Below are 11,583 nucleotides of genomic sequence, written 5' to 3' on the forward strand. Positions count from 1 at the left end.
TCAATGGCCTTGGCGGAATTGCCCGGGCGTCATCCCGCTCCAGCGGCGGAAAGCCTTGGCGAACGCGCTTTCGTCGGAGAACCCCAGGCGCTCGGCCACCTCGCTCAGACGCGGGTTTTCCCGCAGCAGCTGCTCCGCCATCGCATGCAGCAGCTCTTCGCGCAGCAGCTTGAAGCTGGTGCCTTCGTCGGCGAGCTTGCGGTTGAGGTGGCGACCACTGAGTTCCAGTTGATCCGCCACCCTCTCCTTGCCCCAGCGCGGATGTTGCCGCAGCAGGTGCTGCACGCGTGCGGCCAGGCTCTGCGCACCCAGGCGCTCGAGCTGCGCATCGGCCAGCGCGCGCAGGTGCTCGCGCATCAGGGCGTTGGCCTGGATCAGCGGGACGTCCAGGTCGGCCAGCGCGAAGCTGAGCGAGCTTTCAGTGCCGTCGAAGCTGACCGGGCATTGAAGCACCTCGGCATAGCGTGACGGCTCGCCCCGCGCGGCATGCCCCAGCGCCAGGCGCTGCGGCCTCACCTGGTCGCCGGTGATCCAGCGGGTCAGGTGCACCAGGCTCGCCAGCGCGGCCTCCACGCGCTCCTCGCGGCGTACGGCGTAGCTGGGCCGGTAGACCAGGCGTACCTGCGTCGCATCCTGCTCGCGCTGGAACTCGCTGCCCTCGGCGATGATCGGGAAATACTCCAGCAGCGCCTCCAGCGCCTCGCCGTAGCGCTCGCAACTCATCAGCAGCGCGCCGACCATGTCCAGATGCCCGACCTGCAGCGCAGCGCCCAGGCGCAAGCCCAGCAGGGGATCGCCCGAAGCGGTGCAGATGGCCTCCCAGAAGGCATCCTGGCGCTGCAACGGGATGCGGGGTTCGAGGCTGGCGGCCTGCAGCTCGACCGGCACAGGCAACCCCAGACGCTGCGCGGCCTGCAGAATGCCCTGGGCGTAATGGACGGTAATGGTGTGCGGCATGGTCCCGAATTAACCGGCGAAGGTCCCGATTGAGCCGTTACCGGGCGGTAACGCTCCCCTATGCTTGCCAATTACAACGATAAATTCAAACAAGAGTCGCCTTGCATGCCCAATCCCACCGAAGCCGCGCCCGTGCCGCCGGCTGCCGTTCGTACGCCCTTTTCCGAGATCCGACGGGAGAGCGGCAATGCCTGAGGTCCATCTCGAATTCTCCGGCGGCTCGATGATCGCGCTGAACGCCATCATCGCCCTGATGATGTTCGGCGTGTCGCTGGAACTGCGCCGCGACGACTTCACCCGCATCCTGCGCCAGCCCAAGGCGCCGGCGATCGGCATGCTGGTGCAGTTCCTGCTGCTGCCGGCCGCCACCTGCCTGCTGACCATCGCACTGCCCATCGACCCGGAACTGGCGCTGGGGATGATCCTGGTGGCCACCTGCCCCAGCGGCACCTTCTCCAACATCATGACCTGGATGGCCCGCGGCAATGTCGCGGTATCGGCCAGCGTCACCGCCGTGTCGGGGCTCAGCGCGGGCATCTTCACGCCGCTGAACTTCGCCCTGTACGCCGGCCTGAACCCGGCGACCCGCGACCGCCTCACGCAGATCCACATCGACCCGCTGGAACTGGTGGGCGTGGTGGTGCTGGTGCTGATCCTGCCGATGCTGCTGGGCATGGCGCTGGGCCGACACCAGCCTCAATTGGCGCGGCGCCTGGAGAAACCGCTGCGGCAGCTGTCGCTGCTGGTCATGCTCGGTTTCGTCGGCATGGCCTTCGCCAAGAACTTCCAGCAGTTCATGGCCTGGTTCCACCTGTTCTTCTGGCTGGTGCTGCTGCTCAACGGCACGGCGCTGCTGCTGGGCTACACCTGCGCGCGGCTGTGGCAGCTGCCGGATGCCGACGTGCGCGCCGTCACCCTGGAAAGCGGCATCCACAACTCCGCGCTGGGCATGGCGCTGATCCTCACCTTCTTCCCGCAGGCCGGCGGCATGCTGCTGATCGCGGCGTTCTGGGGCTGCTGGCAGCTGTTCTCCGGGCTGGTCCTGGCGCAACTCTGGGCGCGGCGCGAGCCTCGCGCCGCCGCGGTGACGGCGCCATGAATGCGCCCGCCATCGCCCTGGGTGGCTTTATCCTGCTGGCGTATACCCTGGAAGCCATCACCGGTTTCGGCAGCGTGGTGATCGCCCTGTCCCTCGGCGCGCTGCTGATGCCCATCGACACGCTGTTGCCGATCCTGGTGCCGCTGAACATCGGCATGACCGGCTACCTCTGCTGGCGACACCGGCGGCTGATCGACACGCGCCTGCTGCTGCGCACCGTGCTGCCAGGCATGCTGATCGGCATGGCGATCGGCTACCGGCTGCTGCCACACCTGGACCCGCAGCCACTCAAGCGCGGCCTCGGCGTGCTGATCCTCTGGTTCGCCGGCCGCGAGTTGTGGCGCCTGCGCGCCAGTGCCCCGGAGCGCGGCCGAACGCCGAACTGGGTGGTGCGCGTGGCCACCGGCGCCGCCGGCGTCTGCCACGGCCTGTTCGCCTCGGGCGGCCCGCTGCTGGTCTACGCGCTGGCCACCCGCCCACTGGACAAGACCCGCCTGCGCGCCACCCTGGTGTGCGTCTGGTTCACCCTCAATGGCCTGCTGACCCTGGCCTTCCTCCTCGATGGCCGCCTGCGCCCGGCGCTGCCCCAGGTGCTCGCCTACGCCCCGCTACTGCTGCTCGGCGTCTGGCTGGGCGAACGCCTGCACCATCGCTTCGAGGAACACCACTTCCGCCTGGCCATCCACTGCCTGCTGCTGGTCAGCGGCGTCCTGCTGCTGTCGCCCTGGAGCCTCCTGTGAGCTACGACATCATCATCAAGAACGGCCTGTACTTCGACGGCAGCGATGCCCCTGGCAGCCTGCGCCACGTCGGCATCAAGGACGGACGCATCGACACCCTGAGCCTCAGCCCGCTGGACGAGACCGGCTGCGCCGAGGTGATCGACGCCAGCGGGCGCTGGGTCACCCCCGGCTTCGTGGAGATCCACTCGCACTACGACGCCGAGGCCATCGCCGCGCCGGCGCTGAAGGAATCGGTGCGCCACGGCGTGACCACCGTATCGGTCGGTTCCTGCTCCATCAGCATGGTGCTGGGCGAGGCCGAGGACTGCTCGGACCTGTTCACCCGCGTCGAAGCCGTGCCGCGCGAGCAGGTCCTGCCGATCCTGCGCGACAAGCGCACCTGGCAGGACGCCAAGGGCTATCGCGCGTTCTACGACCAGCAGCCGCTGGGGCCGAACCTCTGCTCCTTCCTTGGCCACTCCGAACTGCGCGTGGCCGTGATGGGCCTGGAGCGCGCCATCAGCGGCGCCAAGCCCACCGAAGCGGAACTTGCCCGCATGGAAGAACTGCTGGAGCAGGCGCTGGACGCCGGCTGCTTCGGCCTCTCGGTGATGACCACGCGCCTGGACAAGATGGACGGCGACCGCGCCTGGTCCAGCCCGTTGCCCTCCACGTTCGCCAGCTGGAAGGAATTCTCCCGCCTGTTCGCCGTGCTGCGCCGGCGCAACGCGCTGATGCAGGGCGCGCCGAATGCGGTCACCAAGATCAACGTGTTCGCCTTCCTCTACCAGGCCCACGGCTGGTTCCGCCGCCCGCTCAAATGCTCGATGCTCACCGCGCTGGACCTGAAATCCCAGCCCTTCATGCACCGCATCACCCGCGCCTCCGGCTGGGTCGCCAACCGCCTGCTGCGCGGGCGCTACCGCTGGCAGACCCTGCCCGCGCCCTTCGTGGTGCGCATCGAGGGGCTGAACATGAACGGCTTCGAGGAGTTCGGCGCCGGCGAAGTGCTGCGCGACATCAAGGACCCGGAGGAGCTCTACACGCGCATCCAGGACCCAGCCTTCCGCGAGCGCTTCAAGAAGGACATCAAGGCCACCCTCAGCCTCGGCCTCTGGCACCGCAACCTGTCCGACTGCTGGGTGCGCGAATGCCCGGACGCCACCCTGGTCGGCCGCAACTTCGAGGACATCGGCCGCGAGCGCGGGCTGGACCCTGTGGACGCCTTCTTCGAACTGGCCGGCCAGTACCGCAACGCTCTCAAGTGGACCACCTGCTACGGCAACCACCGCCCCGAGATCATGGCCAAGCTGCTGGCCAGCCCCTGGACCCAGCCGGGCTTCGCCGACTCCGGCGCGCACCTGGCGTCGCACGCGCAGTACAACTTCCCGCTGCGCATGCTCAAGTACGTGCGCGATGCCGAGCTGGCCGGGCAGCGCTTCATGGACACGGGGCGCGCCATCCACCGCCTGACCGGCGAGCTGGCCGACTTCGCCGGGATCGACGCCGGCTACATCCGCGTCGGCGACCGCGCCGACCTGGTGGTGATCAATCCGGCCGGGCTGACTGACGAACTGGATGAGGTCTGCGAAGCTCCCATGGAGGTCATCGGCCTGACGCGCCTGGTCAAGCGCAATGACGATGCCGTGGAGGCCACGCTGATCAACGGCCGCGTGGCGTATCGGCGCGGCAGCGGGTTCCCGGAGGCATTGGGCAAGGAGCGCGGTTTCGGGCGGTTCCTTCCGGGGCGGGACGTGCTGAGCCGGCCGCAAGAAGCGCCTGCGGGAGCACCGGCATTCGGCCAGTAGTTACGCTGCGGGCTCTGGCTCGCGAGCAATAACGATGGCGTCCCCCTCGCTCCTGAACCTGTAGGAGCGAGCTTGCTCGCGAACCCTATTGACGCCGGCCTTGCCGGCGAATCGCGGGCATGGCCCGCTCCTACAGGGAATCATCCCTCGAAGGGCCCTTGTAGGAGCAAGCCACGCTCGCGATCCGTAAGCAAGGCTTACGGTGCCGATGCACGTTGGGGGGGCGGACTCCGTCCGCGGTTCGCGGGCATGGCCCGCTCCTACAGGGAATCATCCCCACTGGCCCTTGTAGGAGCGAGCCACGCTGCGATCCGTAATCAAGGCTTACGGCCGATACACGTTGGGTGCGCGGACTCCGTCCGCGGTTCGCGGGCGTGGCCCGCTCCTACAGGGAATCATCCCCGCTGGCCCTTGTAGGAGCGAGCCATGCTCGCGAACCGTAAGCAGGGCTTACGGTGCCGACACACGACGGGTGCGCGGACTCCGTCCGCGGTTCGCGGGCGTGGCTCGCTCCTACAACAGGCATCGTGCCGGGGCTTGGCGCGATACCGCGCAGCTGGCCGAGATTGACGCCCCGCCGCGCACTCACTAGAGTGCGCGGTTTCCGACAGCCCCGTGTTACCCGCACCATGACCCCGTTCCAGCGCTTCGCCGATCCGAGCCTCGCCCTGCTGCGAGAGCCTCCGCGCGTACGCAAGATCGATACCGCGCTGCGCCGTCGCCGCAGCGTGCTGTTCGCCTTCACCTTCTCCCCGCCCGCCGGCTGCTGAGCCGGACGCCGCGCGTTCGCGCTGGCATTTCCGCATTCCGATTCCGCCCACCGGCAGCCGCCGCGGGCTCGCATGCATTGGTACGCCCGCCGCTGGAAAGCTCGGGCAAGAGAAGGTTTCATGACTACCCCAACTACCCTCGACAAACCGCTGCTGGCGGTGCTGCTGTTCGCCGTCTCCATCGTCGGCCTGAGCCTGGGTGCAACGCTCCCGCTGGTGGCGCTGCGCCTGCTGGACAACGGCGCCAGCGCGCTGCAGATCGGCATCCTCTCGGCCGTGCCGGCGGCCGGCATGATCCTCGCCGCCACCCTGGTGGACCGCGCCTGCCAGCTGATGAGCCGGCGCCGCCTGTACCTGCTGTGCTTCGTGCTGTGTACCGCGAGCACCGCCGCCATCGAGTTCAGCAGCCACTCCCTCTGGCTGCTGGCCGCGGCGCGGCTGGCACTGGGTGTCGGCATGGGCATCGCCATCATCCTTGGCGAGGCCTGGGTCAACGAGCTGTGCGGCGAGAACAATCGCGGCACCATCGTGGCCCTCTACGCCACCAGCTTCACCGCCTTCCAGCTGCTCGGCCCGACCCTGGTGGCGCTGCTCGGCGCGCAGACGCCCTGGGTGGTGCTGCTGGTCAGCGCCGGGCACCTGATCGCCCTGGCCACTGTGGCCATCGCCATGCCCGAGGAGGGCCTGCATGAGCACGTGGAGGAGCCGCGCAGCTTCTCCCTCGCCGGTTTCCTGCGGGTCGCCCCGGCCCTGTGCATGGGCGTGCTGTTCTTCTCCTTCTTCGACAGCGTGGTCCTGTCGCTCTTCCCGGTCTACGCCTCCAGCCACGGCTACGCGGTGGGCATCGCCGCGTTCATGGCCACGGTGATCCTGCTCGGCGACATGCTCTGCCAGTTGCCGCTGGGCTGGCTCTCCGATCGGGTCGATCGCCCCGCCCTGCACCTCGCCTGCGGTGTCGCGGCGATGCTGATCGGCCTCGGCCTGCCCTGGCTGATCGGCCAGCCGTCACTGCTGTGGCCGGCGCTGATGCTGCTGGGCGCGGTGGCCGGCGGCGTCTATACCCTGGCGCTGGTGCTGATCGGCCAGCGTTTCCGCGGTCGCGACCTGGTCACCGCCAACGCCGCCGCCGGCATGCTCTGGGGTGTCGGCAGCCTGCTCGGGCCGCTGCTCAGCGGCAGCCTGATGGACCTCGGCCCGCAGGGCGTGCCGGTGGCCCTGGCACTGGCTGCCGGCCTGTTCGTGGCCACGGCGGCGGCGTCGCTCAAGCGCAGCGCCGCGCGCACCGCCTGATGCCTCAATAGAAGGCAAGGCGCATCGACTTGGTGCCCGCCTGCAGGTCGGCGGCACCCTCCGCGAACCCGGGGTTTCAGCTAAACGATTGAAATCCCCGGTGGTTTTTCCGCAGCGGGAAAACTGGCATTTCAATTGCTCTGTCCCCTGCAACGGGATGCATCACCCACGGCAAGGCAGCCACCGGGTGGGCGAACGCAGCAAGGCACACAGTGGAGTTGCACCACAGGCGAACTAGGGTTCCGGTCTTTCGCGAGAAGGGCGTCTGGTCCGAGAGTTTTCCGGCCCTAGGGACAGGGCTACACGGCGGGAGAAAAGCCCGGGAGACGTGATGTCATCCCGTGCCGATTTCCAACCGTTAGGAGCAATGCCATGACCATGCCGCTTTCCCTGCGTTCCCTGCGCAAGACCCTGCTCGGTGCCTGTCTGCTTGCTGCCGCCGGGGTCGTGCCGCTGACGCTCCAGGCCGCCGAAAAACTCAAGATCGGCACCGTCGTCTGGGCCGGTTACGCGCCCTTCTATGTCGCCGACAAACTCGACCTCTACAAGCCCCACGGCCTGAAGGTGGAGCTGCAGTTCTTCAACGACCCGGCGCTGATCCCCACCGCGATGACTGGCGGCGCCCTGGACGGCGGCATGCTCACCTACGACCAGGTGGTCGGCGGCGTCGCCAAGGGCCAGCCCTACCGCGTGGTGATGCCCATCGACTTCTCCAACGGCGGCGATGCCATCGTCGCGGACAAATCGATCACCTCCGTCGCCGATTTCAAGGGCAAGAAGATCGGTTTCAACCCGCTCTCGCCGTCCGACTTCCTGCTCGCCTATGCGCTCAAGAGCCACGGCCTGAGCGACAAGGACATCAGCCCGGTGAACATGACGCCCGAGGGCATCCCCGGCGCCATGGCCTCCGGCAGCCTGCCGGTGGGCGTGACCTACGAGCCCAACGTCTCGCAGATCCTCGGCATGCCCGGTGACAAGTTCCACGTCGTGTACTCCTCCAAGGACGCGCCGGGCCTGATCACCGACGTGCTGGTGTTCAACCAGGCGGTGATCGGCAAGCGCCAGAAGGCGATCACCGCGATGATCCAGGGCTACGCCGACGGGCTGGCCTACATGAAGGCGCACCCGGACGAATCCGCCGAGATCATTGGCAAGGTGCTGGGCGTCAGCGCCACCGAAGCCAAGGAGCAGATGGCCGGGGTGTACAACATCCCGCTGGCGGAGATGAGCAGGAACTTCGAGAAGTCCGACGCCACCAGTTCCTTCTTCGGCAGCGGCGCGGTGATCGCCCAGTTGCTCAAGGACAACAGCCAGATCCCGGCGATCCCCGACCTCGCCCAGACCTTCGACGCGCAGTTCGTCCAGGCCCTCGCCCAGTAAGGCGCCCACCTACCGCTCCTGCCGGGAGGGCGGGAGCGCCCACGGAGGTTCTTCATGTCCGCGTCCCTGTACCGCTACGCCGATGGCCGGCTGCCCAACAGCCTGGCCCTGGCCTATGCCTTCGGTGGTTACGCTGCCGGCTTCGCCCAGCTGTTCGCCGATAGCTGGCTGCTCAACGCCGCCGGCACCCTGCTGCTGGGCCACGCGATGATCGTCGCGGCGTACCTGATCCATGAATTCGCCCACGGCACCATCTTCGCCCGGCCCGAGCACAACACCTGGGCCGGCGAGGCCTGCAGCTGGTTGTGCGGCAGCTGCTACGCCGGCTTCCAGGACCTGCGCCGCAAGCACATGCGCCACCACGTCGACCGCGCCGACGTGATCACCTTCGACACCAAGGCCTTCCTCGCCCGCAGCCCGCGCTGGGTGCGCGGCCTGGTACTGGCCGCCGAATGGGCCTACGTGCCGGCCATCGAGCTGATCATGCATTACTACGTGATCCTCCTGCCCTTCATCACCGACAACCCCCGCCATCGCGCCAACCGCCGCCGAGTGGCGCTGACCCTGCTGGTGCGCGGCGCGCTGTTCGCCGGGGTGGCGGCGGCGTCGCCCAAGGCGCTGGTGCTCTATTTCGTCGCCTGGACGCTGATGATCGTGGTCCTGCGTTTCACCGACGCCTACCAGCACACCTACGATGCTTTCGCGGTGCTGGAGGACGGCGGCAAGATCCCCAACGACAAGGCCCGCGACCGCACCTACGAACAGATGAACACCTACTCCAACGTGGTCTCGGTGCGCTGGCCGGTGCTCGATCTGCTGCTGCTCAACTTCGCCTACCACAACGCCCACCACGAGAAGCCCGTCGCGCCCTGGTACCGCCTGCGCAGGCTGCACCACGAGCTGTACGGCGAGGACTACGCCCAGCTGCTGCCGATGCACCTGCTGTTCAAGAGCTTCCACCAGCACCGCCTGCGCCGCGTGGTGGACGACCACTACGGCGAGGTCGCGCCGGCGGGCAAGGACCGCGCCGATGGCTTCTACGGCGCCGTGGGCGTCTCGTTCCTGACGGCGGTCTGAACATGATCGACTACCGGGGCACACGCGTACGCATCACCGACAAGGCGCTGTCGCTCAGGCATGGCGGGGTGACGCGATGAGCAAACCGCTCGCAGGACAAACCGCGCTGGTCACCGGCGCCACCCAGGGCATTGGCCGAGCCGTCGCCCTGGCACTGGCGGAGGCCGGCGCGCAGGTGTGGATCAACCACCTCGACCAACCGGAAGCCGCCATTGCGCTGGTGGCTCGCATTGCGGCCGCTGGCGGCCGCGCCCACGCCATTCAGGCCGACGTCGCGGTGCCGGAACAGGTCGCCGGGATGTTCGCCCGCGTGCTGGCGGACGGCGACCTGGACATCCTGGTGAACAACGCCGGGATCATCCTGGAAAAGCCTTTTCTCGATACCAGCGAGGACGACTGGGCGACACTGCTCGGCGTCGATCTGCATGCCGTGTACCGCTGCTGTCGCCACGCCCTGACGCACATGCAGGCGCGCGGCAGCGGCTGCATCGTCAATATCGCCTCGGAGCTGGGCCAGCTCGGCCGCGAACGCTACGCCGCCTACTGCGCCGCCAAGGCCGGGGTGATCGGCCTGACCAAGGCGCTGGCGCGGGAATTCGCCCCGCACATCCGCATCAACGGCGTGGCGCCGGGGCCGGTGGACACGCCGATGGTCTCGGTCGAGCACATGAGCGAGGCGATGATCGCCCGCGAAACCGCGATCCCCGCCGGGCGTCTCGGCCAGCCCGAGGAGATCGCCGCGGCGGTGCTGTTCCTGGTCTCGCCCGGCGCCAGCTTCTTCCACGGGCAGATGCTCGGCGCCAACGGCGGCGCCTGGATGGGTGCCTGATGCGCGCGGAACTCGTCCTGCTGCTGGGCGCCAGTATCTGGGGCCTGGGCTGGATGCCCCTGGCGCACTTCGCCGGCCAGGGCCTGTCCGGCATGCCGGTGGTGCTCTGCACCTACGGAATGCTGTGCACGGTGGCCGTGCCGCTGGTGCTGCGCCAACGCCGGCAATGGTGGCCCCAGCGCGGCGCCCTGCTGGCCATCGGCGCGTTCGGCGGCTGGGCCACCGCCGGGCTGGTGGCGGCGCTCTCCGAGGGCGACGTGGTGCGCGCCATGCTGCTGTTCTATCTCGCGCCGGTCTGGGGCCTGCTGGGAGGCCGGTTGCTGTTCGGCGAACAGCTCACCCCCGCGCGGCTCGGCGCCCTGGCGCTGGCCATGCTCGGCATCGCCCTCACCCTGGGCGTCAGCCGCGAGACCTTTCGCCCGCTGGGACCGAGCGACTGGCTGGCGCTCTCCGCCGGCTTCGCCTTCGCCCTCAACAACCTCGCCACCCGCGCCGCCGAACAGGTGCCGCTGGCCAGCAAGGCGGTGGTCGGTTTCATCGGCAGCGCCGCGCTGGGCGGCCTGTTCTGCCTGCTGCAAGGCACGCCACTGCCCACCCTCGACGCTCACCAATGGCTGCAGCTGGCCGGCTTCGGGCTGTTCTGGCTGGCCGCCATGGGCGCCGCGCAATACGGCTTCAGCCACGTCGAAGCGAGCCGCGCCGCCGTGCTGGTGGTGATCGAGTTGCTGGTCGCCGTGCTCACTGCCGCCTGGTTCGGCGAGCGCGAACTGGGCCTGCGCGAATGGCTCGGCGGCTCCCTGGTGCTGGCCGCGGCGCTGATCGCCGCGCGCCCGTCTGCTGACTCTTCCCCCACTCTCTGCGAGGCCGAAACATGACTGTCCGCATGGACCAGCTCAGCTGGGTCGAATACGCGCGCCGGGTGCGCGAGCAATCCCCCGTGGTGTTCCTGCCGTGCGGCGCCACCGAGCAGCACGGCCCGCACCTGCCGCTGGGCACCGATGCGCTGCTGGCCAGTGCGCTGTGCGAAGACGTCGCCCGCCAGGTCGACGGCCTGGTCGCGCCCGCCCTCTCCTACGGCTACAAGTCGCAGCCCAAGTGCGGCGGCGGTCAGCATTTCTGCGGCACCACCAGCCTCGACGGGCAGACCCTGATCGCCCTGGTGCGCGACGCCGTGCGCGAGTTCGCCCGCCATGGCGTCACCCGCCTGGTGCTGGTGGATGGGCACTACGAGAACCAGTGGTTCGTCACCGAGGGCATCCAGCTCGCCCTGCGTGAACTCTCCTTGCACGAACGGGGCCCTTCCAGCCCGCTGGACGTGATGCGCCTGGAGCACTGGGACTTCTGCAGCCAGGCCACGCTCAACGACGTCTTCCCTGACGGCTTCCCCGGCTTCGCCCTGGAGCACGCGGCGGTGATCGAGACCTCGCTGATGCTGCACTACCTGCCCAACCTGGTGCGCCTGGACCTGATTCCCGACGACGGCCCGGCCGACTTCCCCCCCTACGACATGTACCCCAGCCGCACCGAATGGGTGCCGCCCTCGGGTGTGCTGTCGTCGGCGCGCGGTTCCAGCCCCGACAAGGGCCTGCGCATGGCGAAGGACATCGTCCAGGGGATCGCCGCCGCGGTGCGCAAGGAGTTCGCATTGTGA

11 protein-coding genes and 1 riboswitch are annotated in these 11,583 nt (G+C 68.6%); of the genes, 10 read left to right on the forward strand and 1 reads right to left on the reverse strand.

Features of this window, described 5'->3' with window-relative positions; all coding sequences use genetic code 11:
* Window positions 1–957, reverse strand: a complete 957-nt coding sequence (locus tag N0B71_RS23195) for an AraC family transcriptional regulator (RefSeq protein WP_259755152.1) — start codon at window positions 955–957, stop codon at window positions 1–3.
* Between the two features lie 187 nt (window positions 958–1,144).
* Between N0B71_RS23195 and N0B71_RS23200 the strand changes: the two genes are divergently transcribed.
* The 10 genes from N0B71_RS23200 (at window position 1,145) to N0B71_RS23245 (ending at window position 11,583) form a co-directional block, all read left to right on the forward strand.
* Entirely contained in the window at window positions 1,145–2,056 is a 912-nt protein-coding gene (locus tag N0B71_RS23200; protein ID WP_259755153.1) for a bile acid:sodium symporter family protein, read from the forward strand.
* On the forward strand, window positions 2,053–2,796 hold the full coding sequence (locus N0B71_RS23205; RefSeq protein WP_259755154.1) for a sulfite exporter TauE/SafE family protein: 744 nt from the start codon (window positions 2,053–2,055) through the stop codon (window positions 2,794–2,796). The genes N0B71_RS23200 and N0B71_RS23205 overlap by 4 nt, the downstream gene beginning before the upstream one ends.
* Window positions 2,793–4,586, forward strand: a complete 1,794-nt coding sequence (locus N0B71_RS23210) for an N-acyl-D-amino-acid deacylase family protein (RefSeq protein ID WP_259755155.1) — start codon at window positions 2,793–2,795, stop codon at window positions 4,584–4,586. Before N0B71_RS23205 ends, N0B71_RS23210 begins: the two co-directional genes overlap by 4 nt.
* Window positions 4,587–5,215: 629 nt before the next feature.
* Complete coding sequence (locus tag N0B71_RS23215) at window positions 5,216–5,356, forward strand: hypothetical protein (RefSeq protein ID WP_259755156.1); 141 nt, start codon at window positions 5,216–5,218, stop codon at window positions 5,354–5,356.
* Window positions 5,357–5,476: 120 nt separating this feature from the next.
* Window positions 5,477–6,646 (forward strand): MFS transporter, encoded by a 1,170-nt coding sequence (locus N0B71_RS23220; protein WP_259755157.1) that lies wholly within the window; start codon window positions 5,477–5,479, stop codon window positions 6,644–6,646.
* A 223-nt stretch (window positions 6,647–6,869) separates the two neighbouring features.
* Window positions 6,870–6,974: riboswitch (guanidine-I (ykkC/yxkD leader) on the forward strand.
* A 44-nt stretch (window positions 6,975–7,018) separates the two neighbouring features.
* Window positions 7,019–8,026 carry an ABC transporter substrate-binding protein gene (locus N0B71_RS23225; RefSeq protein WP_259755158.1) on the forward strand — a complete coding sequence of 336 codons (1,008 nt, stop codon included), beginning with the start codon at window positions 7,019–7,021 and terminating at the stop codon, window positions 8,024–8,026.
* Window positions 8,027–8,080: 54 nt separating this feature from the next.
* Window positions 8,081–9,103, forward strand: a complete 1,023-nt coding sequence (locus N0B71_RS23230) for a fatty acid desaturase family protein (RefSeq protein ID WP_259755159.1) — start codon at window positions 8,081–8,083, stop codon at window positions 9,101–9,103.
* A gap of 76 nt (window positions 9,104–9,179) precedes the next feature.
* The gene (locus N0B71_RS23235; RefSeq protein WP_259755160.1) at window positions 9,180–9,932 is read left to right on the forward strand and encodes an SDR family NAD(P)-dependent oxidoreductase; all 753 of its coding nucleotides are present in this window, start codon (window positions 9,180–9,182) and stop codon (window positions 9,930–9,932) included.
* A complete protein-coding gene (locus tag N0B71_RS23240; RefSeq protein WP_259755161.1) occupies window positions 9,932–10,807 on the forward strand; it encodes a DMT family transporter in 876 nt (291 codons plus the stop codon). The genes N0B71_RS23235 and N0B71_RS23240 overlap by 1 nt, the downstream gene beginning before the upstream one ends.
* On the forward strand, window positions 10,804–11,583 hold the full coding sequence (locus tag N0B71_RS23245) for a creatininase (protein ID WP_259755162.1): 780 nt from the start codon (window positions 10,804–10,806) through the stop codon (window positions 11,581–11,583). The genes N0B71_RS23240 and N0B71_RS23245 overlap by 4 nt, the downstream gene beginning before the upstream one ends.

Source organism: Pseudomonas sp. GCEP-101 (assembly GCF_025133575.1).
Taxonomy (GTDB): Bacteria; Pseudomonadota; Gammaproteobacteria; order Pseudomonadales; family Pseudomonadaceae; genus Pseudomonas; species Pseudomonas nitroreducens_B.

Bases quoted from the DNA above. Each gene is read 5' to 3' on its own strand.
- N0B71_RS23195 (WP_259755152.1), bottom strand. From the start codon at position 957: ATGCCGCACACCATTACCGTCCATTACGCCCAGGGCATTCTGCAGGCC.
- N0B71_RS23200 (WP_259755153.1), top strand. From the start codon at position 1,145: ATGCCTGAGGTCCATCTCGAATTCTCCGGCGGCTCGATGATCGCGCTG.
- N0B71_RS23205 (WP_259755154.1), top strand. From the start codon at position 2,053: ATGAATGCGCCCGCCATCGCCCTGGGTGGCTTTATCCTGCTGGCGTAT.
- N0B71_RS23215 (WP_259755156.1), top strand. From the start codon at position 5,216: ATGACCCCGTTCCAGCGCTTCGCCGATCCGAGCCTCGCCCTGCTGCGA.
- N0B71_RS23220 (WP_259755157.1), top strand. From the start codon at position 5,477: ATGACTACCCCAACTACCCTCGACAAACCGCTGCTGGCGGTGCTGCTG.
- N0B71_RS23225 (WP_259755158.1), top strand. From the start codon at position 7,019: ATGACCATGCCGCTTTCCCTGCGTTCCCTGCGCAAGACCCTGCTCGGT.
- N0B71_RS23230 (WP_259755159.1), top strand. From the start codon at position 8,081: ATGTCCGCGTCCCTGTACCGCTACGCCGATGGCCGGCTGCCCAACAGC.
- N0B71_RS23235 (WP_259755160.1), top strand. From the start codon at position 9,180: ATGAGCAAACCGCTCGCAGGACAAACCGCGCTGGTCACCGGCGCCACC.
- N0B71_RS23240 (WP_259755161.1), top strand. From the start codon at position 9,932: ATGCGCGCGGAACTCGTCCTGCTGCTGGGCGCCAGTATCTGGGGCCTG.
- N0B71_RS23245 (WP_259755162.1), top strand. From the start codon at position 10,804: ATGACTGTCCGCATGGACCAGCTCAGCTGGGTCGAATACGCGCGCCGG.